17 protein-coding genes are annotated in these 22,763 nt (G+C 62.6%); 6 read left to right on the top strand and 11 right to left on the bottom strand.

Annotation, left to right across the window (positions count from 1 at the left end; genetic code table 11):
- The first annotated feature begins 44 nt into the window (after window positions 1-44).
- Window positions 45-3,128, top strand: a complete 3,084-nt coding sequence (gene mdlC, locus AC1D3C_RS10155; protein WP_477482780.1) for a benzoylformate decarboxylase — start codon at window positions 45-47, stop codon at window positions 3,126-3,128.
- A 73-nt stretch (window positions 3,129-3,201) separates the two neighbouring features.
- Here mdlC and AC1D3C_RS10160 read toward each other — a convergent pair whose 3' ends face one another.
- The 4 genes from AC1D3C_RS10160 to AC1D3C_RS10175 all read right to left on the bottom strand — a co-directional run bounded on the left by AC1D3C_RS10160 (window position 3,202) and on the right by AC1D3C_RS10175 (window position 6,570).
- Window positions 3,202-3,660 carry a DUF3237 domain-containing protein gene (locus AC1D3C_RS10160; RefSeq protein WP_477482781.1) on the bottom strand — a complete coding sequence of 153 codons (459 nt, stop codon included), beginning with the start codon at window positions 3,658-3,660 and terminating at the stop codon, window positions 3,202-3,204.
- 9 nt (window positions 3,661-3,669) lie between these two features.
- Window positions 3,670-4,965: a TRAP transporter large permease gene (locus AC1D3C_RS10165; protein ID WP_477482782.1), complete on the bottom strand. Its 1,296-nt coding sequence runs from the start codon at window positions 4,963-4,965 to the stop codon at window positions 3,670-3,672.
- Complete coding sequence (locus AC1D3C_RS10170; protein ID WP_477482783.1) at window positions 4,962-5,462, bottom strand: TRAP transporter small permease; 501 nt, start codon at window positions 5,460-5,462, stop codon at window positions 4,962-4,964. Before AC1D3C_RS10170 ends, AC1D3C_RS10165 begins: the two co-directional genes overlap by 4 nt.
- Before the next feature lie 73 nt (window positions 5,463-5,535).
- On the bottom strand, window positions 5,536-6,570 hold the full coding sequence (locus tag AC1D3C_RS10175; protein ID WP_477482784.1) for a TRAP transporter substrate-binding protein: 1,035 nt from the start codon (window positions 6,568-6,570) through the stop codon (window positions 5,536-5,538).
- A gap of 724 nt (window positions 6,571-7,294) precedes the next feature.
- On the opposite strand from AC1D3C_RS10175, the gene AC1D3C_RS10180 reads away from it, so the two are divergent.
- The gene (locus AC1D3C_RS10180; protein ID WP_477482785.1) at window positions 7,295-8,683 is read left to right on the top strand and encodes an FAD-binding oxidoreductase; all 1,389 of its coding nucleotides are present in this window, start codon (window positions 7,295-7,297) and stop codon (window positions 8,681-8,683) included.
- A gap of 247 nt (window positions 8,684-8,930) precedes the next feature.
- On the opposite strand, the gene ligM is transcribed toward AC1D3C_RS10180, so the two are convergent.
- The 5 genes from ligM to AC1D3C_RS10205 all read right to left on the bottom strand — a co-directional run bounded on the left by ligM (window position 8,931) and on the right by AC1D3C_RS10205 (window position 15,804).
- A complete protein-coding gene (gene ligM / locus AC1D3C_RS10185) occupies window positions 8,931-10,337 on the bottom strand; it encodes a vanillate/3-O-methylgallate O-demethylase (protein ID WP_477482786.1) in 1,407 nt (468 codons plus the stop codon).
- Between the two features lie 416 nt (window positions 10,338-10,753).
- Complete coding sequence (locus AC1D3C_RS10190; protein ID WP_477482787.1) at window positions 10,754-11,569, bottom strand: GntR family transcriptional regulator; 816 nt, start codon at window positions 11,567-11,569, stop codon at window positions 10,754-10,756.
- 133 nt (window positions 11,570-11,702) lie between these two features.
- On the bottom strand, window positions 11,703-12,797 hold the full coding sequence (locus AC1D3C_RS10195) for an ABC transporter ATP-binding protein (RefSeq protein ID WP_247137292.1): 1,095 nt from the start codon (window positions 12,795-12,797) through the stop codon (window positions 11,703-11,705).
- Window positions 12,798-12,884: 87 nt separating this feature from the next.
- Window positions 12,885-14,651 carry an ABC transporter permease gene (locus AC1D3C_RS10200; RefSeq protein WP_477482788.1) on the bottom strand — a complete coding sequence of 589 codons (1,767 nt, stop codon included), beginning with the start codon at window positions 14,649-14,651 and terminating at the stop codon, window positions 12,885-12,887.
- 73 nt (window positions 14,652-14,724) lie between these two features.
- Entirely contained in the window at window positions 14,725-15,804 is a 1,080-nt protein-coding gene (locus tag AC1D3C_RS10205) for an ABC transporter substrate-binding protein (RefSeq protein WP_477482789.1), read from the bottom strand.
- Between the two features lie 493 nt (window positions 15,805-16,297).
- On the opposite strand from AC1D3C_RS10205, the gene AC1D3C_RS10210 reads away from it, so the two are divergent.
- From AC1D3C_RS10210 to AC1D3C_RS10225, 4 genes are all read left to right on the top strand, one after another.
- Window positions 16,298-17,203 (top strand): LysR family transcriptional regulator, encoded by a 906-nt coding sequence (locus tag AC1D3C_RS10210; RefSeq protein ID WP_038543676.1) that lies wholly within the window; start codon window positions 16,298-16,300, stop codon window positions 17,201-17,203.
- A 239-nt stretch (window positions 17,204-17,442) separates the two neighbouring features.
- On the top strand, window positions 17,443-18,522 hold the full coding sequence (locus AC1D3C_RS10215) for an amidohydrolase family protein (protein WP_477482790.1): 1,080 nt from the start codon (window positions 17,443-17,445) through the stop codon (window positions 18,520-18,522).
- A gap of 3 nt (window positions 18,523-18,525) precedes the next feature.
- Entirely contained in the window at window positions 18,526-19,629 is a 1,104-nt protein-coding gene (locus AC1D3C_RS10220) for an amidohydrolase family protein (protein WP_477482791.1), read from the top strand.
- Window positions 19,630-19,689: 60 nt separating this feature from the next.
- Window positions 19,690-20,103 (top strand): Rieske (2Fe-2S) protein, encoded by a 414-nt coding sequence (locus AC1D3C_RS10225; RefSeq protein WP_477482792.1) that lies wholly within the window; start codon window positions 19,690-19,692, stop codon window positions 20,101-20,103.
- A gap of 142 nt (window positions 20,104-20,245) precedes the next feature.
- Here the strand turns inward: AC1D3C_RS10225 and AC1D3C_RS10230 are convergent, their stop codons facing one another.
- Entirely contained in the window at window positions 20,246-21,424 is a 1,179-nt protein-coding gene (locus AC1D3C_RS10230; protein ID WP_477482793.1) for a thiolase family protein, read from the bottom strand.
- 11 nt (window positions 21,425-21,435) lie between these two features.
- Window positions 21,436-22,725 carry a beta-ketoacyl-ACP synthase II gene (fabF, locus tag AC1D3C_RS10235; protein WP_477482794.1) on the bottom strand — a complete coding sequence of 430 codons (1,290 nt, stop codon included), beginning with the start codon at window positions 22,723-22,725 and terminating at the stop codon, window positions 21,436-21,438.
- Window positions 22,726-22,763: the final 38 nt, after the last annotated feature.

Below are 22,763 nucleotides of genomic sequence, written 5' to 3' on the forward strand. Positions count from 1 at the left end.
GCTCGGGGTGGGAACCCCGAAGGCCGGGAGGAGGCCTCGAAGTTATGAACAAGATGTCGCTGGATTTCCTGTCCGGCAGCACGAAGCTGCGTGGACAGACGGTAAGCGAGGCGGTTTTCGACTTTCTGAGACAGAAGGGCATCGATCGGATTTTCGGCAATCCGGGCTCGACCGAACTGCCGATGTTCGTCAACGTGCCGGACGATTTTTCCTATGTGCTCGGCCTGCAGGAATCGATCGTCGTCGCGATGGCGGACGCCTATGCGCAGGTGAGCCGCAAGCCGGCCTTCGTCAACCTGCATTCGGCCGCCGGCCTCGGCCATGCGCTCGGCAATATCTATACGGCCTACCGCAACCGCGCGCCTCTTATCATCACCACCGGCCAGCAGAGCCGCGAGCTGCTGCCCCACGACCCTTTCCTGTTCGCCGAAAGCCCGACGGAGTTTCCCAAACCCTATGTGAAATGGGCCTCTGAGCCTGCCCGCGCCGAAGACGTGCCAGCGGCGATCGCCCGCGCCTATTATATGGCGATGCAGGCGCCGCGCGGACCGGTCATGGTGTCGGTGCCGTTGAGCGACTGGCAGGCGCAGGCAGCCCCGATCGCCATTCGCGATGTGGAAACGGTGATCAGCGCGCCGGCCTCCGCAATTGACGATCTCGCCCGCCGGCTGAACGAAGCTCGCGAGCCGGTGCTGGTCGTCGGACCGGGCGTCGATATCGACAATGCCTGGGATGCCACGGTGCGGCTTGCGGAAATCCTGCAGGCGAAAGTCTGGGTGAGCCCGCTGTCGTCCCGCTGCAGCTTTCCGGAACGCCATCCGCTGTTTGCCGGTTTCCTGCCGGCCTTCCAGCCGAAGCTCGCCAATTGCCTCGGTGACACCGATCTCGTGCTCGTGCTCGGCGCGCCGGCCTTCACCTATCATTTCGCCGGCTCCGGCCCGGACATTCCGCAAGGCGCGGAACTCTGGCTGATCACCGACGACCCGGCCCAGGCGGCGAGCGCCATCGTCGGCAACGCCATGGTCTCGAACCTGCGCGCCGCGACCGAAAGCCTCGTCTACCGCCTGCGCTGCCGTGCGCCGCGTACCGACGGCCCGGCCCGCACCATTCCGCGCCTGAAAACACCGAAGGGCATCACCCAGGAATTCTTCTACCAGACGCTGGCCGACGTCCGTTCGCCTGACAGCATCGTCTTCGAGGAAGCCCCAGGCGCTCGCGACGCGCTGCACGACTTTTTCCCGATCGAACGGCCCGGCGGCTTTTTCGCGACGGCCAGCGGCGGCTTGGGTTATGCCCTGCCCGGCTCGGTCGGCGCCGCCCTGACCAAACCGGAACAGCCGGTCATCGCCGTCATCGGCGACGGATCGAGCCTCTATGCCATCCAGTCGATCTGGTCCGCCGTCGAATACGATGCCGATCTCATGATCGTCATCCTCAACAACGGCGGCTACAAGGTGCTGAAGGCGATTGCCGAGCGGAGTGGCTCCGGCCGCATCGACGGCGTCGATATCGGCCACATGGATTTCGTGAAGATCGCCGAAGCGCAGGGCTGCAAGGCCGTTCGCTGCGAAAAAGGCGAGGAATTGTCGTCATGCCTGCGGGATCTTCTCAAGATGAAGGGGCCGCGGCTTTTGGAAATCATTCTATCAGAGGAGGAGACTGAAATGAATGTCGCTGTCAGAAACGAACAGGTCCTGAAAACCCCTGAAAAATTCTTCATCGGCGGTGAATGGGTAACCCCGCTCGGTACCAACAAGCTCGACGTCATCTCGCCGGTGACCGAAGAAGTGCTGATGAGCTACCCGGAAGCCAGCAACGCCGACATCGACAAGGCCGTTGCCGCCGCCCGTGATGCCTTCGACAACGGCCCGTGGCCGCGCATGACCTTCAAGGAACGCGCCGGTTACCTGCGCAAGGTCGCCGACCTGTTGACCGCCCGACTCGACGAGATCGCCAATGCCTGGACGACCCAGGTCGGCGCCCCGATCTTCCTGACCAAAAAGCTGGTCGGCCAGAACCCGGGTCTCTACAACTATTATGCCGGCCTGATCGAGAACGACGAGTTCGTCGATCAGCGCAAGCGCGCCGATGGCGGCGAAGTCCGCGTCGTGCGTGAGCCAGTCGGCGTCTGCGCTGCGATCACCCCGTGGAATGCGCCGATGGTGCTCTTGAACTACAAGGTCTCGGCAGCGCTTGCCGCCGGCTGCACGATTGTCGCCAAGCCCTCGCCAGAAACCCCGCTCGACGCCTATCTTCTGGCCGAATGCATCGAACAGGCCGGGCTGCCGAAGGGCGTCTTCAACCTGGTGCCGGCCGGCCGCGAAGGCGGCGATTACCTCGTCCGCCACAAGGGCATCGACAAGGTCTCGTTCACCGGCTCGACCATTGCCGGCAAGACGATCGCTGCCGCCTGCGCCGACCGCCTCGCCCGCGTAAGCCTCGAACTCGGCGGCAAGTCCGCAGCCGTGCTTCTCGATGACGCCGATTTCACCAAGGCCCTGCCGGCGCTGATGGTCTATTCCATGCCGATCACCGGCCAGGTCTGCTTCTCGCTGACCCGCATTCTGGTGCCGGAATCCCGCAAGCAGGAATTCATCGACCTCTATGTCGRCGCGGTGAAGAGCATCAAGGTCGGCGACCCGGCGGATCCGACCACCCAGATGGGCCCGCTCACCATGGCCCGCCAGCTTGCCCGCGTCGAAGGTTATATCGCCGCCGGCCGCGCAGGCGGTGCGACGGTTGCCTGCGGCGGCGGCCGTCCGGCCGGTCTCGACCGCGGCTACTTCATCGAGCCGACCGTCTTTACCGACGTGACGATGGACATGAAGATCGCCCAGGAGGAAATCTTCGGACCGGTCGTGTCGATCATCAGCTACAAGGACGATGACGAAGCAGCAAAGATTGCCAACGACAGCACCTACGGCCTGTCCGGCGCGGTCTTCACCTCCGATCCGGAACGTGGCTATGCATTTGCCCGCCGCATGCGCACCGGCAGCGTCACCGTCAACGGCATGATCGTCGACATCCATCACCCGTTCGGCGGCTTCAAGCAGTCCGGCATCGGCCGCGAAGGTGGTCCCGAAGGCCTCGAAAACTACTTCGAGGTCAAGACGATCCACATGGCCTGATGCCAAAAAGCCAAACAGAAAGGCCGCCGGGTTCATGATCCGGCGGCCTTCTTGTTTCGAAATGTCTGGTGGATCAGACCACTTCGAAAACCCCGATCCTGACCGCGTTTGCCAAACGCTCGCCGGTGCCTATGAACATGGTGTGGTTAAGCCAGGCGTATCTTGGATCGCCGGTCTGCAGGCGCGGGCTCGTGCGCATGTAATAGAGCGCCGGATCGACCGCCTCGCCAGCCGCCAGCCTTGCCAGCACCTCCGGCGGTCCATGCCGGAAACCGAAATTGCGGATGTCGATCATCGCCCCGTCATGGGTTTCGATGACGTAGCGGGTATCGAGCTCGGCATAACCGACGTCATAGACGCTCTGCCAGTCCGCGCCGAGATTGAGGATGCGCCCCGAAAGGCGCTCCCCCTCGACCACGCCGCCGATGATCGGGATGATCCGCCAGCGGCCGCCCGGACCGCCTCCCTTTTCGATCGGTGCGCCGAGTTCGGCGCGGATTTCGCAAAGTCGTCTCAGACCCGGAGCCTGCATCCTATCCTCCTATCGCATCGTCGTCGGCAGCCACAGCGCGATCGCCGGGAAGAGAACGAGCAGGATGAGTCGAATGATGTCCGTCAGGATGAACGGCATCACTCCACCATAAATCGTCGTGATCTTCACCTCCTTGGCGATCGAGTTGATGACGAAGACGTTGATCCCGACCGGCGGGGTGATCATCCCGAGTTCGCAGGAGACCACGATGATGACGCCGAACCAGATCGGATCAAAACCAAGATGGGTGATCACCGGAAAGACGATCGGCACAAGCAGGATGATCATCGCCATCTCGTCCATGAGAGCGCCGGCGATGAAAAAGATCACCAGGATCAGCGTCAGCGTGCCATAGGGGCCGAGATCCATCCCCACCAAGAAGGCCGTCAATTTCTGCGGCGACTGGGTGATCGCCAGGAAATAGCCGAACAGGATGGCCCCGATCAGCACGCTGAACAGCGACACGGAGGTGCGGAGCGACTCGACGAGGCTCTGCATGATCAGCTTCAAACCTAGCCGTCCGCGCAGGATGCCGATGATCATCGTCAGCATCGCCCCGACCGCCGCCGCTTCCGTGGCCGTCGCGACGCCGAGATAGATGACGCCGATGACGGCGAGGAACAGGACCAGAACCGCCCAGACGTCCCGCAGCGAGGTGAGGGCTTCCCTCAGATCGAACTTCGTGCCGGGCGGCAGGCGCTTGCCATGGGCGATCAGCACGGTCGCCATGTACATCAGCGTCGCCAGAATGCCAGGCACGACGCCCGCCATCAGCAGTTGCCCGACATCCGTCTCGGTCAGGAACGCGTAGACGACCATCATCACCGAGGGCGGGATGAGAATGCCGAGCGTGCCGCCGGCGGCGATGACGCCGGTGGAGGTGGAATCGGCATAACCGGCCTTGCGCATTTCCGGAAGCGCCACGCGGGTCATGGTGGCGGCGGTCGCAATCGAACTGCCGCAGATCGCCGCAAACCCGGCGCAGGCCGCGATCGTCGAGAGCGCCAGGCCGCCGCGGAACTGTCCGAGCCAGGCATTGCCGGTCCTGAACAATTCCCGGGACATGCCGGAATTGGTGGCGAAGACGCCCATCAGGATGAAGAATGGCACCAGCGTCAGGTTGAAGTCGGTGATAACCCGGATCGGCGAGGTCGTCAAAAGGTTGAGCGCCGGCGCTATGCCGCGCATCGCCGCAAAGCCGAAGACGCCGACAAGGCCCATCGACACACCGAGCGGCACGCGCAGGCCCATCAAGACGAACATGGCGACAAAGCCGCCAATGGCAACGAGATCAGCGGTGTTCATACGCCATGCCCCTCGAGCGGATTGGGTTCCTCGGCCTTGCGGCGAAGGAAGGGCACGACGGCCGTCGTGATGACGGCCGAGGCGCAGCCGAGCCAGATCAGGCCGATCAGCGGCCAGACCGGTATCCGCAGATCGAAGGTGGTTTCATTGCTGTTGTAGGCGCTCGTCAGGCGGAAGAACATCATGTAGGCGAGCATCACCGTGAAGGCGAGTAGTGTGCTCCAGGCGATAAAATCGAGGACCCGACGCCCCTTCGGCCCGAGCGGCTCATAGAGCAGATCGACGGCGATATGGCCGCCGCGATAACCGATCGAGGCAAAACCCCACATCATGCAGGCGCCGATCAGGTATCGGGACAGGTCGAAACTGTCGGGGACCGCCCAGGAAAAGATATAGCGGCCGATCGTGGAGACGACGATCAGGATCGTGCACAGGCCTAAGAGAAGGCCGGCGATCATATCGACTGCTTCGGTGAAGCGTTCGAGATATCGGGTCATGTCTGAGCTCGAAATACGGATGACAGGAAGGGCGGACACCGAAGCACCCGCCCGGTTCGACCTTTAAGAAATCTCACTTCACGTCGGCATTGTACTTCTTCAGCGTCGCGCCGAGGCTTGCCCATGCAGCCTTTGCATCGACGCCCGCCTTGGTGGCGGAGGCTTCCCATTCGCCCTGCAGCGAGGCCGTCGCCTTCTTCCAGAGGCCGACCTCGTCAGGCGTCGGCTTGTACATGGTGTGGCCGCCAGCATCGATCATCTTCTGGCGGCCGGCGGCTTCCGCATCGGCCCATTTGGACGCCATCTTCTCCGCCCAATCCGGCGTGCAATGGTCGTTGATCACCTTGCGGTCGGCAGGCGACAGGCTATCGATCTTGGCCTTGTTCATCACGAAGGCGAAGGTCGTCACATAGAAGGGCAGATCGAGGTGATGCTTGGTGACGTCCTGCAGGCCGAACGTGTAGATCGAGTTCCACGGCGACGCCGTCATGTCGGCAGCGCCCTTGGAGATCAGTTCGCGCATGTCACCGGCCGGCACCTGAACGGAGGCCGCGCCCAGCGAATTGACCAGCCGCGCCATGGTGGCATGCGCCGGGCGGATGTTCTTGCCCTTGAGATCGGCCGGAACCTGGATCGGCCCCTTGGTGCCGTGCAGCGTGCCCGGATCGTGAACGATCGCCATGCAGAACTGCACGTCCTTCATCTCCTTGGCGGCGTAAGGGGTGTACCATTCGTCGAGCGCCCGTGAACCGCCCTTGGCGTTCGAGATCAGGAACGGAATTTCGCCCGCCGCGATAATCGGGAAACGGCCCGGCTGGTAACCGGGATTGATGAAGCCGATATCGACGATGCCGTCGCGCGCCATGTCGTAATGGTCCGCAGCCGCTCCGAGCTGCGAGGCCGGGTAGATGGTGATCTTGATACGTCCGTTGGAGGCGTCGCTGATCGATTTCGCCCAGATCTCCATCCCGCCCGGCTGCAGCGCGTGGGTGGCGGGCACCCAGTGCGACAGCGTCAATTCGACGTCGGCGGCCAAAGCAGCAGTGGTCGGCGCGGACGCGGCCAGTGCCGCGAGGCAGGCCGAAGCGAGCAATGCCTTCAGTTTCATGTATTTCTCCTCCCTTTGAGATCAGAGACCGGAGGGCTCCCTTCCCGTTCCGGCCGGCGAATATCGCTGTCAATCCGCGCAGAGACTTAGCTCGCTGGCGGATCGACAAGGTCGTCGGAAATTCCGTGAAGGGACGCAACTGCCGGATGCGGAAAGCCCGCCTGCGAGCGATGCGTCAAAGGATCTGCGGAGATCAGGTTGCGCCATCTCCGCGGCCGAAACCGAACCTGCCATGTCCACGGCCGCCGCAACTGTGTTGAACAGTCGTGTATACACTGATTTCCTCCCATGCCCGGTCTCCCAAGGTGACGTCTTCCTCCTGACATCCCTACCCGAGCATCCGAATTTCAACACATTCTGGCCGGAACGACAAGCATCCATTTCCTTTTGGGATACAAAAACTCAGGCTGCCTGAGATTTTTCCCGCAGGCTCTTCACCCCGGCGTCAAACCGTCTAGAATGTCGCAATGCACCTGCCATGCATACACTGAGGATGGAATGCGGCGGCGGAGTGGAACCGGGAGATCGGGTCTACGGGAGAAAACGTTCGGCCGCGAGGATCCGTCGGCCGATCGATTGGGATGCGGTGTAGGCGTTCAAACCCGTGTAGCGGAACGCCGGCTCTTCTCGGAAGCCCGACCCGATCGCTCTTGGTCGGCACGCCCGGATTGAGCCGGGACACGGATATTCAAATCATCATCAGGACATTGGGGAGGAAAAACACATGGATGATCTCGTTACGCCGGTCAGCAAGGCGATTGCGCAACTCAAGGGCCTGCTCGGCGACAGGCTGGTGACCTCGGCCTCCGTGCGCGAACACCATAGCCACGACACCTCGCGGCTTGCCCCTCACCTGCCCGATGCCGTCGTATTTCCGCGCACCGAGGAAGAAGTCCAGGCGATCGTCTCAGCCTGTGCGGCGCATGGCGTACCGGTCGTGCCCTTCGGCGCGGGTTCCTCGATGGAAGGTCATACGATCCCGATCCGCGGCGGCATTTCGCTCGATACCCGCGAGATGAACAGGATCGTCGAGATTCGGCCGGAAGACCTGCTGGCCGTCGTCCAGCCCGGCGTCACCCGCAAGCAGCTCAATGTGGACCTGCGCGAAACCGGCCTGATGTTCTCGGTCGATCCGGGCGCCGACGCCTCGATCGGCGGCATGGCCTCGACCCGCGGCAGCGGCACCACTTCGGTCCGCTACGGCACGATGCGCGAAAACGTGCTGGCTCTCCGGGTGGTGACACCCGATGGCGAGGCGATCCAGACCGGCTCCCGGGCCAGAAAATCCTCCTCGGGCTACGACCTGACGCATCTCTTCGTCGGCTCGGAAGGCACGCTCGGCGTCATCACCGAACTCACCATCCGCCTGCATCCGATCCCGGAAGCCGTGTCGGTTGCCCTCTGTCCTTTCCCGACTGTCGCCAATGCCGTGGAAGCGGTGATCGAGGCAGTGCAATATGGCATTCCGGTCGCCCGCGTGGAGTTTCTGGACGAAGTGGCGATCGCCAGCGTCAATAACTATTCCAAACTCGACCTGCCGGTCGCGCCCACCCTGCTGTTCGAATTCCACGGCACGCCGGCCTGGGTGGAGGAACAGGCGCGGCTTTCGGAAGACATATGCCGGGGCCACGACGCGATTTCCTTCCGCTGGACCGCGGATGCCGACGAGCGGGCAAAACTCTGGCAGGCCCGCCACGACCTTTTCTGGGCGACCAAGGCGATCATTCCGGGCTACGATCTTTATACCGGCGATATCTGCGTACCGATCTCGCGGCTTGCCGAAAGCATCGTGGCCGCACGCGCCGATATCGACGCCTCGTCGCTGAAGGGCCAGATCATCGGCCATGTCGGCGACGGCAATTTCCACACCGCCTACCTGATCGACCCGAACAATCCGGACCACCTGAGGGAAGCCGACGAGATGGCCGACCGCGTCGTCGAACGGGCCCTCGCCGTCGGCGGCACGGCGAGCGGCGAACACGGCATCGGCATCGCCAAGCTCAAATTCATGCGCAAGGAACACGGCAAGGCGGTGGATGTGATGAAGAAGATCAAGGCCGCGCTGGACCCGAAGGGGATCATGAATCCGGGGAAGATGGGGGATCAGGGGTGAGAGACGATGCCGTTGCTCTCCTCATCCCTGTGCTTGTCACAGGGATCCAGCGCGCTCAAGTCTTTGAGCGCAAAGGACTCTCTTCACCGCGCAGACGCGCGGTGGCTGGATTCCTGTGACAAGCACAGGAATGAGGGAGTTCTAAGTTCTCCCCGTCAGCATCACAGCGGCGGCGCATCCTAAGCGACCCCCAAAACGAAAAACGGCACCGGAGGCGCCGTTCTCGTGCAACATCCTGGGAGGACGATCAGACCTTCTTGGTGCGCCAGCTTTCGGCATAGTTTTCGCGAGCTTCGGCGGCATAGGGGGTGGGCGAGACCCGGACGCGGATCTCGGCCTGCTTGTGGCCCTTTTCGATCGAGGTCTTGCCCGTGCCGCCGTTCGGTTCGCCCCAGATCAGCGTCAGGACATCACCTTCCTGGACATCCGCATCGACGATGCCGAGCGACAGCATGCAGCGTTCGTTATAGCTGTAGCCGTTGAACATCGACATGCCGACGACCTTGTCGCCGTGCATGATCTTGTCGGCGCTGGACGACGCATAGTTCGGCTGCGGCAGGTCGATCCACTTGTAGGCCTCGCCACCGGGAACGAAGTTCGAGGCGATGACCTTCATCACGTCTTCCGCGTTCCACTCGAAGGTGACCTTCTTGCGCTGCGGCTGACCCTTCATCTTTTCCAGCGCTTCGCGGCCGACGAAGTCGTGGTCGAACTTGATGTAGATGCCGTAACCGAGTTCGTACGGATTGACGTAGTAGTCTTCGATATTGTCGGAGACGAGGCTGCCGCCGATCGAGCCGGTCGCTTCATAGCTGTCTTCCGTCAGCCAGTCGCGATAGCCCTGCAGTTCGGCGCCGGTGTAGATGCCCGGCAGCGGCGACGGGATCCAGCCGGATTCCAGCGTGTTGGTCGAATAGGCGCGCGCACCGACGAGGTAGAGATCGACGCCGGCATCCTTGGCGGCCTTGACGATGATCTCGCGGACTTCGTCCTTCTCGGCATAGGGACCCCAGACTTCGAGACCCGGAGCGCCGGCCATGCCGTGGCGCAGGGCCTGGACCTTCTTGGAGCCGATATTGATCCAGTCGACATGGAAGAACTTGATGTCGGGGATCGGGCCGCCATTCATCTTTTCAAAGATCTTCGGAGCGTCCGGGCCCTGGATCTGGAAGCGATAGTGAACCCGATTGACTTCCTTGCCGTCCGGGCGCGAAGGCGAACGCGGGTCGTGGGTAAGCTTGACGTTGTGCTTGCCAAGCGAAGCGTTGTAGCGCAGCCAGTTGGCGGTCGGCGCACGGCCGACGAGCACGAACTTGTCGTCACGTTCGCGGAAGATGATCATGTCGCCAATGACGTGCCCGGCAGGCGTCACCGGAACATAGTGCTTGGCGCGGTCGACGCCGAAATTGGCAAAGCTGTTGATCGCCAGGCTTTCCAGGAACCTGGACGCGTCCGGGCCCTCGACGATCAGTTCGTCCATGTGGTGGGACTGGTCGAACAGGACCGCCGAATGGCGCCATGCCATCTGCTCGGTACGCCAGTTCGAAAACTCCGGTGCGACGACCGGATAGATATACATGCCGATGCGCGAATTGCGCAGCATCTCGACAGTATTGCCCTTTTCTTTCAGGATCTGGGTCAGATTCTTCGGCATTGTCTTAACCTTCCCTCGGTTGCTCTCCTGCATGCCGCCCGCCGGCAAGGCCGGTTCGGGATACGATATGCATCGTCTCAAGATGTCTCATGCAATTGAGGGTCAGCGGTCTCCTCCCGCCATCTCCTCCTTAACAAGCCCGGTTCTCGAACCTCGCCTCGACGGCTTGGCGGAAATCGAGGCCTCCTCCCGGTCGAAGCAATTCATAGAGCAATCATTTTTGGGATACAATACCAGATTTCAGCCTCGCCGCCAAAAGTGCCGCGACAGCCCATTAGAATTACGCTGTTTGCATAATATATGGTGATATTTGGTGCAGCGCAGAAAAACAAACTTGATCCGGATTGCCGCCATCCGCGAACAAAATCGGCATTTTGGGATCCCAAGCGGAATTATTTCGGCGCCTGTAAACGTCCCTAGTCTTCGTTTTCGTCTTGCAGTAGGCCATTGATATGACCAGCGGGACTGTCGAGGTCGAAGATCGGCAGGATGCGCGAACCGTCGATCGCAAAAAGCCCCTTGCTGATGCCGAGGCTGATTTTCACGCCTTCTCCATGCTCGCGAAAAAGGCTTTCGGCGCGGGCGCCGTCGCGGGCGATCAGCGCCGAGACCATGTGATGGTGCTGCCAGTGCGCGTAGTGAAGATGCTGCGCCCGCTCCTTGCGGGTGATGTTGTCGAAGCGGATCGAATCCGGTGCGCCGAACGGCACCCGGTCGAAAAGGCTGGTGAGTTGGTGCAGCAGGTTTCCGCCTCCGGCTTCGATGATCAGCGTGTGGAAACGCAGGTTCATCGCCGCATAACGTTCCTCGTTGACCGGATCGTCGATGCCGCCGTTCTCGAAGATGTCGTCACCTTCGCGCAGGCAATCCTTGAGCTCCGCCACCAGCGTCGGTGACGGGCCTTCGCTGGCGATCTTCTTGGCCGCATAACCCTCGATCATCGAGCGCAGTTCGATCGCCTCGACCACGTCGGCAACCTTGTAGGCCCGGACACGATAACCGCGGGCGCCGACGCGCTGCAGCACGCCCTCTTCGACGAGCACGGCCAGCGCATGCCGGATCGGGGTGCGCGACACGCCGAGCGCCTCGGCAAGCCCGGATTCGGACAGTTTCTTGCGCGGATCGATCGTGCCGTCGCTCGCCCAGGTCCTTAGCTTGTCGATCACGTGCTGCTGGCGGGTCTCCTGCTTCTCAGGCCCGGGAGGATTCTGAGTTCGGGTGCCTGTGGTCATGCTTGGGCCTCACCTGCGCCATATCGAAATGCGGATCGCGCCGGACGAGAAGGGGACGACCGGAACATCGCTTCAATATTGAATATCTGCGACAAAACGCAAGTTTTCCATATTTCGCCTGCCCCCGGAACGATCAGTTCCGCACCGCCCAGGCAGCCTCCACGGGTGCGGCGACCGTGACCGGGCGGCCGATATCGACATGGGAAAGCGACGAGGCCTCGACATGCAGGGTCTGCGCCGGGGTCTTGACCATGATCGAGCGGTGCGAGCCGCGGAAGATCGCCTGCGAAACCTCGCCGGACCACGAAAGATCGCCGTTCACCTGGCCCGCATCGCGGACATGCAGGTTTTCGGGGCGAACCATGACGGTGACATCCGCACCCTTCGGCATTTCTGTTGCCGCATGACAGTCGCCGGACCAGCCCTGGCCTTCGACCGAGAGCTTGTAATATTGCCCGCCATTCGGGCGGCAGTCCTTGACCGTCGCGTTCAGGAGATTGGGTGTTCCGAAGAAGGCGGCCACCTGGCGGTTTTCCGGCCGGCGGTAGATTTCCTCCGGCGCACCGACCTGCAGGATCTTGCCGCCATGCATGACGACCACCCGGTCGGACAGTGCCATGGCTTCCGCCTGGTCGTGGGTGACGTAGAGCGCGGTGATCTTCAGGCGCTGCTGGAGGGCGCGGAAATCGTCGCCCATCTGGGTGCGCAGGCGCGCGTCGAGGTTGGAGAGCGGCTCGTCGAGCAGCAGCACTTCCGGCTCGAACACCAGCGCACGGGCGATTGCAACACGCTGCTGCTGACCACCGGACAGTGCCGGCGACGGACGCTCGGCATATTGCTCCATCTCGACGAGGCGCAGCGCGTTCATGACGCGATCGTTGATTTCCTTGTCCGGGCGGCGACGGATGCGCAAGGGGTAGGCGACGTTGTCGAACACCGTCATATGCGGCCAGATCGCATAGGACTGGAAGACCATGCCCAGGCGCCGGCGTTCGGAGGGTACGAAATAGCCCTTCTCCGAATCCGACACGACATTGTCGCCGATCGCGATGCGGCCGCCGGTATTTTTCTCGAGGCCCGCCACCATGCGCAGCGTCGTCGTCTTGCCGCAGCCGGAAGGTCCGAGCAGCGTGACGAATTCGCCGCTCTTGATCTTCAGGTTCACATTGTCCACGGCCGTTACCGCACCATACATGCGGCTCACGTTTTCGAGCGTCACCGAAGCCATATTTCTCTTCCTTTCGGAGCGGATGCCAGAATCCGCTTAAACGACAACCAAAAATCGGCCGGCGGCCGCAGCCGCCGGGCATGAAGCCTAAAGCTTGCTGATGCGTGATTTGATGAAACTGAGCTGCACCCAGCGGAACACGATGACCAGAAGCATCATCATCAGGCCGATGACGCTCACCTGTTCGGCATTGCCGTTGGCCCAGAGCTTCATCAGCACGACCGCCAGCGTTTCCGATCCCACCGAATAGAGAAGGATCGACGCCGACAGCTCGCGCATGATGCCGAAGAAGGTCAGCACCCAGCCGACGGCGAAGGCCGGCCAGGCAAGCGCCACCATGATCCGCCACATGGTCTGGAACCAGCTCGCGCCGTGGACGCGCGAACATTCTTCCAGATCATAGGAAAGCTGGTGATAGGCGCCGGTCATCACCCGCACGGAAACCGGCGTGCCGAGCGCGATATAGGCAAGCAGCAGCGCCCAGATGGTGCCATAGATCGGGATCGGCCCCGGCAGCATCGCAAATGCCCAGAGGAAACCGACGCCGAGCACCATGCCCGGCATCATCCACGGAAGCCAGGCCATGCTGTCGATCAGGTTGCGGCCGCGCCAGCGGGTCCGCACCGAGATGTAAGCGACGATCGCGCCGAGCGCCATGGTCGCGGTGGCGCCGAGCAGGCCGAGCACCATCGTATTGCGGACCGCCCGCCAGAATTCGTTGTTGGCGAAGACGGCCTTGTAGTGCTCCAGCGTCAGCATGTCGTAAGTGTAGAAGCCGAAGAAGCGGAAGAAAGAGCCGAGCATCAGCTGTCCGATCGGCAGCACCACCGTGATGAAGAAGAACAGCACACAGAAGGCGAAGGTGACCCAGCGCCAGGGGCCGAGCTCCATGACGCTCGGGCGAAACCCCTTGCCCGTGACGGTCTGGAAACTCTTGCCGCGCAGCATCCACCACTGCCAGATGACGAGCAGGAACATCAGCCCCATGATCGCGAAGGAAAGCGACGTCGCGTACTGGTAGTCGGGCGTCGCGCGGTGGTTGATCGACTCGTAGATGTCGGTGGTGATCACCTTGATGCCTGCGGGCAGGCCGAAGAACAGCGCCGACTCGAAGGTCTCTATACCCTTGATGAAGCTCAGCATGAAGGAGCTGGTCAGCACCGGCAGCATCAGGAGCAGCGTGATCTTGCGAAAAGTCGTCCAGCGCGAGGCGCCGCACATGCGGCTCGATTCCTCGAGCGACGGGTCCATTGCCCGGAAGGCATCGACCATGAACAGGAACAGGAACGGGATCGAATACTGGCACATGTGCCAGATGACGCCACCATAGGAATAGATGTTGACGAGCGGATCGGTCGCGCCGGTTGCCCAGCGCCAGACCATGTTGATGACACCCACCTGCGGGTTGGCCAGCATGCCCCAGGCCATGGCGGTCAGGATCGGCGGAATGAAGAACGGCAGCGTGATCAGCACTTCCAGCGTGCCGCGGAACGGCGTGTCGGTGCGCGCCACGATCCAGGCGAGAAACACGGCGATCGTCAGCGACGGTATGGTTTTCGCAAGCGAAATGCCGATCGTGTTGGCCAGAACGATGAGGTTCTGGTTGGTCATGATCGACCGGTAGCCATTCAGATTGAACTCGCCGGCCATGCCGGGCGGCGTCGAATGCAGGCTGCCGTAGAGCAGCATGGCAAGCGGATAGATCGTCAGGAAGCCAAGGATCAGGATCAGCACCAGCATGCCGATCAGACGCCACAGCGATCCGCCCGAAAAGGCGCGCGTGAAAGCATTGCCGGCAATCGTCGGCGCAGTTTCGGCGATGTCGTCTATGGGGCGATTGTGGATAATCGTCATGGGATCCTCGCGGCTCCGGATATGAAAACGGCACCGCCGGCCCGAACATCGGACCGGCAGCGGCCTGGGAGGCTTACTTGAAGATGTCCTTGGACTTGGCCAGCATCTCGTTCTGGCGGGTCGTGTCCGTGGTGCCGTAGAGCTTGGCTTCGGAAATCGCCTTGACGTCCGCCGGCAGGCCTTCGGTCATGCCGGGAAGGACGGGACCGTAGCCGAGGCCCGCGTAGATTTTCTGCACGACCGGGCCCTGCATGAAATCGAGATAGAGCTTGGCGGCGTTCGGGTGGGGAGCCTTCTTGAGCATGACGTTGCCGTAAAGAACGTAAGGAACGCCCTCCTCCGGAATGATGAACTTGACCGGCAACCCCTTCAGATCCGAGAAATCGGTCATGATGACCGGCATGTAGATCGAATATTCGCCGCGTGCAGTGCGGCGCTGCGACTCGCGCTGGTCGCGGGTGAAGACGAGCTTCTGGCTCGCGACCTTTTTGACATAGTCTTCGCCGATCCTGTCATAGGTCGAGAAGAACCAGAGGTAACCGGCACCGATCGCGCGCGGATCGTCGGACAGGATCTTGCCCTGCCACTTGGGATCGGCAATGTCTTTCCAGCTCTTCGGCTCGTCGGCCGGCTTCACGAGGCCGGTATTAATCATGATCCCATAGGGAATGGTCATGACCGAGGCCATCGGCACCTTGAGCTTGAACTTGTCGCCGATCTTTTGCGAATTCGGGGTCGCCGGCAGCGGATCGACGGACTTGTCCTCCTTGTCGTAGAGCATGGTCTGCCCTTCGCTGGTGAACATCACGTCGGCGGCGAAGCGGCCGGCGGCCTGCTCGACGCGGACGCGCTCGCGGATCTCGGAGGCGCGCGCTTCAAGCACCTCGACGGAAATACCGTATTGCTTGGTGAAGGCCTCGGCGATCTGCTTGGTGCTCGGCTGGCCGACGAGCGCGGTATAGAGGACGAGCGAGCCCTCCTTCTTGCCCGCGTCGATCACCTTCTGCCACTCGGCATCCTGCGCGAAGGCAGGCAGGCCGGCCGCCGCCGAGATGGCAAGGCTGCCCGCAGCCGCCATGAAAACCCGGCGCGACCATTTTTGAATGGCCGAAGCCTTCCGAATGATCGAAGTCATGGATGTGTTTGTCGTCACGTGTCTCTCCTCCCTGGAACCGACGATCGAGCATCGCGCCCGGGACCTGATCCCGGCACTCGACGCTCAAAATTTCTGCGGCCACCGACCGCGATCTCCCTTTTCACCGCAAGCGGCGGCGCTTTCCCGAACAGCTGCTCAGTCCCGACCGCTCACCGGCGTTCCAGAAACGATCTGGCGCGGGCCCTGCAATTGACAAGGTCCCTGATAAGCACCGCATGATGCGGAGCATTCAGGCCTTCGGTTCGGACGGGATTGGCCTTGGCCAACTGCAAACTCCCTTTTTCTGAATTCCGATCTGCGCCGGCTCTCCCTGCCGGTCGCTGCGATGCCACCCGGCATCGGAATTCCCTCTTCTGTTAGATTGACCTTTTCCCGTGCAGGGGAAAAGCACCATTTTTTTACATTCACTTTTCTCGAAAATAGAAAGATGAATTGTGCTACCGTTTACGCGGAGGGCCGTTCGGCAGAGCGGCATGGGAGACCTAAGACATTGGATACGCTTATCAATATCCGCACGTTTCTGGCGGTTGCCCGGTCCGGCAGTTTTTCGGCGGCGGGCCGTCATCTCGGCGTCGCACCCTCGGTCGTGACGAAACGCGTCAGCCGGTTGGAGGACCAGATGCGGGTCAAACTCTTCATCCGCTCGACCCGCCAGATTATCCTGACGGAGGTCGGTGAACGCTACCTGCCCCGCTACCAATCGCTGGTCAAGGAGATCGACGATGCCATCAGCGGAGCGGCCGCAGTCGCTCAGCGGATCGAGGGCCATTTGAGGATCAAAGCGCCGACGACGGTGACGATCGCCTTCCTCGCCCGCATCCTCAGCGACTTCCAGCAGGAGAACCCGAACGTCACCATGGACCTTGCCCTGGTCGACCGTTCCGTCAATCCGGCGGAAGAGGGGTACGATATCGCGCTCGGCGCCCTGCCCGCCTCCTATTCGAATGTCATCGACGAGCCGCTCTGTCCCTACCCGCGAAAACTCTGCGCCGCTCCCGACTATCTCGAAAACCGCGGCCTGCCGAAACATCCGCGCGACCTCGTCGATCATATCTGCCTTACCTTCCACGCGACCGGCTCGACCTGGTCGTTCCTGAGCCCCGGCGGCCCGATCGACGTCGAGGTGCGCTCCGCCTTCAGCGCCAACGATACCCAGATCCTGCACGACCTGGCACTCCGGGGCCGTGGCGTCGCCATGGTGGCGAATTACGTGGCCGAGGAATCGATCCGGAGCGGCAAGCTGATCGAGTTGCTGCCCGACTTTCCCGTGGCGGAGCTCTGGCTGAAGGCGCTTATCCCCCAGACCCAGGCGCGCAAACCAACCGTGCGCGCGCTGATGGAATGGCTGCGTATCCATATGCACACGGCTCTGGTGATCGGCGACCGCGCCGCTTGAGCGCGCCACTTTTGCCTGGGAAGAAAAGCTGAAAGTCCTTTGGCTTTCTCGAATCGAGAAAGCCGCTACGATGAAAAAGCATATTCTCTTGGCCCCCCGTGCCGCTTACCCTCCCAAATCGAGGAAACGCATCGCTGATGCGAGGTTGGCGGTCGCCTGTCGACGCGCCGCCCGGGAGTGAGGTTCAGGTCCGCCGCGAAACGAGCGGCCGGACCGACAGACAAGGGAGGTTTTAAGCGGTGGATACTGCTGTGACCCAGCAGCGCCCTATGCTTTCGCAATTGGGCGCGATCGATTGTGACGTTCATCCGGACGCGCCGGGGCGCGAGGATCTTCTTCCCTATTTCGACGACTACTGGCGCGAAATCGTCACGACGCGCGATGTCGACCGTCTCGAGCTCACCAATTTCCCGACCCGCACCAAGCCCTTCTTTCGGGAGGACTGGAAGGCGACGGAGGGCAAGGGCGTCGAAAAGCTGCGGAAAAACCTACTCGATCCCTACGGTCTCAAATACGCGATCCTGAACTGCGTTACCGCCGTGCATGCGATCTACGATCCCTATCTCGCCACCGCCGTCTGCCGCGCTACCAACGATTGGCTGAAGGCGGAATGGCTCGACCGCGACCCGCGCCTGCGCGCCTCGCTCGTCCTGCCGATGCAGAACCCGGAAGCAGCCGTCGAGGAGATCGAACGCTTCGCCGATGACAAGCGTTTCGTGCAGGTGCTGACCCTCTGCATGGGCGAGATGCCGCTCGGCCGCCGCATCTACTGGCCGGTCTACGAGGCCGCACAGCGCCACGGTTTTGCGCTCGGCGTACATGCCGGCAGCGCCTATCGCCACGCGCCGAGCCAGAGCGGTTTCCTCTCCTATCTCGCCGAGGACTACGTCCATCAGGTCCAGGGTTTTGCAGCCCAGGTCGGCAGTTTCGTTTCCGAAGGCGTGCTCGGCAAGTTCCCCGACATGAAGATCGTGCTGATCGAATCCGGCGTCTCCTGGCTGCCCGGCCAGATGTGGCGGATGAGCAAGGACTGGCGCGGCGCCCGCATCGAGATCCCCTGGGTCAAGGAGCCGCCGTCGGCGCTGGTTCGCCGCCAAATCCGCATGACCACCCAGCCTTTCGACGCGCCGCGCGATCCGGCGGAGCTGGAACGCATCATCGAACATCTCGATTGCGACGACATGCTGCTGTTCTCGACCGACTATCCGCATGCGCAATTCGAAGGCGAGGCAGCGATCCCCGCCGGTTTCCCGGAACGCCTGATCGACCGGCTGGTTCGGGAGAACGCACTCGCCACCTATCCGCGACTGGAGGACTAAGCCATGGACCAGGCCGTTCTGGACAAGGACACCAAAACCGAGGCCAAGCTCGGGATCGTCGATTGCGACATCCATCCGGCTTTCGGCTCGCCTGCGGAACTCGCGAAATTCCTGCCCGTCCGATGGCGCGACCATCTGGCCGATTACGGCCAGCGTAGCGCCAACCCGGTGGTCGGAACCCTGCCCTATCCGCGCATGACCCCCGGCAACGGCATGCGCCGCGACGCTTGGCCGCCGAACGGCGGACCGCCGGCCTCGGACCTTGCCTATCTGCAGGAACAGCTGCTCGACCCGCTCGGCATCGAATACGGCATCCTGCAACCCTTGGCGGCCGGGTCCTCGACGCTGAACCAGGAACTCGGCGCCGCCATGTGCGCCGCCGTCAACGACTGGCAGCTCGACAAATGGACAGGCCCGGACCCGCGCCTGAAAGCCTCGATCTGCGTCACCCAGGAAGACGTCCCGGCGGCTCTCGCGGAAATCGAGGCGCGCATCGGCGACCGGAGTTTTGCCCAGATCGCCATTCCGCCGCGCACCATCGAGCCGGCGGGCCGCCGCCGCTACTGGCCGATCTACGAGGCTGCCGAACATTACGACATGCCGATCGGCATGCATTCGGCAGCCTATGGCCAGCACGCGAATAGCGGCGCCGGCTGGCTGAACTTCTACATCGAAGAGCACTACGCCTTCTCGCACAGCCTGCAGAGCGTCGTCACCAGCATGGTCTTCGAGGGCGTTTTCGAACGCTTCCCCAAGCTGAAGCTGATTGTCGTCGAAGGCGGCTTCGCCTGGGCGGCCCCGCTGATGTGGCGGCTCGACAAGCAGTGGGAGCGGATGCGCTCGGAGGTGCCGCATGTGAAACGGCCGCCGTCCGAATATATCCGCGAGAATGTCTGGTTCACCACCCAGCCGATCGAGGAACCGGAAAACAACCGCCACCTGCTCGACACGCTGCGCTGGGTCGGCGCCGACCGGCTGATGTTTTCGACCGATTATCCGCACTGGGATTTCGACGACCCTCGCTACGCCTTCAAAGTGCCGCTGTCGCCGACCGAGCGCGTGCAGATCTTTCGCGATAATGCCAAGCGCGTCTACCGCCTGCCCTGAATTGAAGACAAGATCAGCTCTTCCGGAACCGCAATCAGTATCGATGGATTGAAATAGAGAATGGCCCGTCATGTCATCGCCAAGGTCGAGGAACTCGACATCGGCAAGTCCAAGCTGGTGAAGGTCGCAGGCCGCGACATTGCCCTCTTCAACGTCAAGGGCGAGTTCTTCGCCATTGCCAACCGCTGCCCGCACGAAGGCGCCGACCTCTGCCGCGGCCAGGTCGTGGGACTGGCCGAAGCGGACGAGCCCGGAAAGGTCCGCATGACCCGGCATGGAGAGCTCGTCCGTTGCCCCTGGCACGGCTGGGAATTCGACATCCGCACCGGAAAATCCTGGTGCGACCCGGCACGCACCCGCGTCAAGAGCTTTGACGTTTCCATCGCCAAGGGCGGTGCGCTGACGGAAGGCCCTTACCAGGCCGAAACCTTTCCGGTCTCGATCGATGAGGACTACGTCGTCGTCGAGATCTGAAAAAACCAAGCTCTATCCGAAAAGGTCCTCTCTGCCTGGATAGACGGAAAGCGCGGCAATCCCTCTTGCCGCGCTTTTTGCTGACGCATGTCGCCCGAAAGTGGAGGCCGGTTTCGGGACAACGACATGCGCGTCAAGGAGATCAAATCATTTCCAGCGCCAGCGCAATGCCCTGGCCGCCGCCGATGCACAGCGTGACGATACCGCGCTTCAGGCCGTCGCGCTGCATCGAATGGAGAAGCCGTGTCGTCAGGATCGCGCCGGTGGCGCCGATCGGGTGGCCGTGCGCCACCGCTCCGCCCTCGACATTGGCGATATCCTCCGGCAGGCCGAGCCCCTTGAGGACCGCCAGCGGCACCGCCGCATAGGCCTCGTTGATCTCGATCCGCTCGATATCGCCGATCGTCCAGCCGGCACGCTCCAGCGCCTGATTGACGGCCGGGATCGGCGCGAGCGCGAACATGCCGGGTTCGACGGCGGCAACGCCATAGGACACCAGCCGCGCCATCGGGCGCAGGCCCTTGGCTTCGGCAAAGGCCCGATCCGCGACGATCATCGCCGCCGCACCGCTGTTGAGGCCGGGTGCATTGCCGGCGGTGATCGTGCCGTCATCACGGAAGGCGGGCTTCAGCTTGGCAAGCGCCTCCATCGTGGTATCCGGCCTTGGCGTTTCGTCGGCGGCAAAACTTTTCACGCCGCCCTTCACTGGAAGATCGATCCCGACGATCTCGGCTGCGAACCTGCCTTCCGCTTGCGCGGCACTGAAACGCTGCTGCGAACGCGCCGCCCAGCGATCCTGATCCGCGCGGCTGATCTGATGCGAGGCGATCATGTCTTCGGTATGCCAGCCGGAATGTCTGTCGGAAAACGCGTCGTGAAGGCCGTCGAGCAGCATGCTGTCGAAAATCTCCGCATGACCCATGCGATAACCCCAGCGGCCGCCGCTCATCAGGTAGGGCGCACGGTCCATGTTCTCCATGCCGCCGGCAATGGCGGCTTTCGCGTGGCCCAGCCAGATATCCTTCGCCGCACTGGCGATCGCCTCGGCGCCCGAGCCGCAGACGCGGTTGACCGTGACAGCCGGCACCGAGACCGGCAGGCCGCCATGGATCGCCGCCTGCCGCGCCGGGTTCATCCTGTTGCCGGCCTGGACGACATTGCCCATGGTGACCGAGGCCACTTCGGCGGCGCTGAGGCCGGAGCGCGCGATCGTCTCGCGGATGACCGCAGCGCCGAGATCGACGGCCGGTATGCCGGCGAGCGAGCCGTTATATTTGCCTATCGCGGTTCGCAGCGGCTGGACGATGACGACTTCAGACATGGCGGTTCTCCCTAAATTGCGTTTTCATCGAAGCGGCGCAGGATGACGCTGGCATTGACGCCGCCGAAGCCGAAACCGTTGGACAGCGCGTATTCGACCTCCGCGTGACGGGCCTGCGGACCGATAAGATCGAGCCCTTCGGCGAGCGGATCGGGATCTTCGAGATTGAGGGTCGGCGGCAATATGCCATCGCGCAGCGCCAGTGCGGTGATAATCGCTTCTAAGCCGCCCGCTGCACCGAGCAGATGTCCGGTCGCCGATTTGGTCGAGGAGATCGCCGGGCCGTTACTGGTGCCGAAGACGGATTTGATCGCCGCGAGCTCGCCCGCGTCACCCACCGGTGTCGATGTGGCATGCGCATTGAGATAGCCGATCGCCTCGGGTTGAAGGCCCGCCATCTGCAGTGCCCGCTGGACCGCCCTTTTCGCCCCGGAACCATCGGCCGGACCGGCGGTCAGGTGATAGGCATCGGCGCTGGTGCCGTAACCGACCACTTCGACCAGCGGCGTCGCACCACGGGCCAGCGCGTGTTCGAGCGTCTCGATCACGACGATGCCGGCGCCCTCGCCCATGACGAAACCGTCACGCGCCGCATCGAACGGCCGCGACGCCTTTTCCGGCGTATCGTTGAATGCGGTGGAGAGACCACGTGCCGCCGCAAATCCGCCAAGTGCGACGCGGTTGATGCAGGCCTCGGTGCCGCCGCAGAGCGCCACGTCGACTTCGCCGCTCCTGATCATCCGCACGCCGTCGCCGATCGCCTGGACGCTTGCCGCGCAGGCCGTCACCGGCGCGCCGATCGGACCTTTGAAGCCGTAGCGAATGGAGACATGGCCGGCCGCGAGATTGACGAGGAAGGACGGGACCGTGAAGGGTGAAAGCCGGCCGGCGCCGCGGGCATCCACCGTACGCACCGCCTCGGCGATCGAATGGAAACCGCCGATGCCCGAAGCGATGATCGTCGCGGTACGGTCCTGCTTGTCGTCGGTGTCGGCGACCCAGCCGGACTGCTCCAGCGCCTGCCGCGAGGCTTCGAGCGCAAATGCGATGAAGCGGTCCATCTTCTTGCGCTCCTTGTGCGGCACCGCAAGGTCGATGTTGAAACCGAACTCGTCCTCGTCGATGCCGGGCACCACGCCGCCGACCTTGGCGTCGATATCCGGCACCACCTCGTCGGACAGCCTGCGCAGGCCGGAACGGCCCTCGATCAGGCGTTTCCAGGTAGCTTCCACGCCGCTGGCGAGAGGCGATACCATGCCCATGCCGGTGATCACTATTCTGTCGCTCGGTCTTGCCGGCATGTTTCACCTCGATTTAAATTTTGATCATCATTTATCTC

This window comes from Neorhizobium sp. P1_A6, from assembly GCF_056406795.1.

Excerpts from the sequence above, each read along its gene's own strand:
- AC1D3C_RS10160 (WP_477482781.1), bottom strand. The coding sequence starts at position 3,660 with ATGCAGGCTCCGGGTCTGAGACGACTTTGCGAAATCCGCGCCGAACTC.
- AC1D3C_RS10165 (WP_477482782.1), bottom strand. The coding sequence starts at position 4,965 with ATGAACACCGCTGATCTCGTTGCCATTGGCGGCTTTGTCGCCATGTTC.
- AC1D3C_RS10170 (WP_477482783.1), bottom strand. The coding sequence starts at position 5,462 with ATGACCCGATATCTCGAACGCTTCACCGAAGCAGTCGATATGATCGCC.
- AC1D3C_RS10175 (WP_477482784.1), bottom strand. The coding sequence starts at position 6,570 with ATGAAACTGAAGGCATTGCTCGCTTCGGCCTGCCTCGCGGCACTGGCC.
- AC1D3C_RS10180 (WP_477482785.1), top strand. The coding sequence starts at position 7,295 with ATGGATGATCTCGTTACGCCGGTCAGCAAGGCGATTGCGCAACTCAAG.
- ligM (WP_477482786.1), bottom strand. The coding sequence starts at position 10,337 with ATGCCGAAGAATCTGACCCAGATCCTGAAAGAAAAGGGCAATACTGTC.
- AC1D3C_RS10190 (WP_477482787.1), bottom strand. The coding sequence starts at position 11,569 with ATGACCACAGGCACCCGAACTCAGAATCCTCCCGGGCCTGAGAAGCAG.
- AC1D3C_RS10195 (WP_247137292.1), bottom strand. The coding sequence starts at position 12,797 with ATGGCTTCGGTGACGCTCGAAAACGTGAGCCGCATGTATGGTGCGGTA.
- AC1D3C_RS10200 (WP_477482788.1), bottom strand. The coding sequence starts at position 14,651 with ATGACGATTATCCACAATCGCCCCATAGACGACATCGCCGAAACTGCG.
- AC1D3C_RS10220 (WP_477482791.1), top strand. The coding sequence starts at position 18,526 with ATGGACCAGGCCGTTCTGGACAAGGACACCAAAACCGAGGCCAAGCTC.
- AC1D3C_RS10225 (WP_477482792.1), top strand. The coding sequence starts at position 19,690 with ATGGCCCGTCATGTCATCGCCAAGGTCGAGGAACTCGACATCGGCAAG.
- AC1D3C_RS10230 (WP_477482793.1), bottom strand. The coding sequence starts at position 21,424 with ATGTCTGAAGTCGTCATCGTCCAGCCGCTGCGAACCGCGATAGGCAAA.
- fabF (WP_477482794.1), bottom strand. The coding sequence starts at position 22,725 with ATGCCGGCAAGACCGAGCGACAGAATAGTGATCACCGGCATGGGCATG.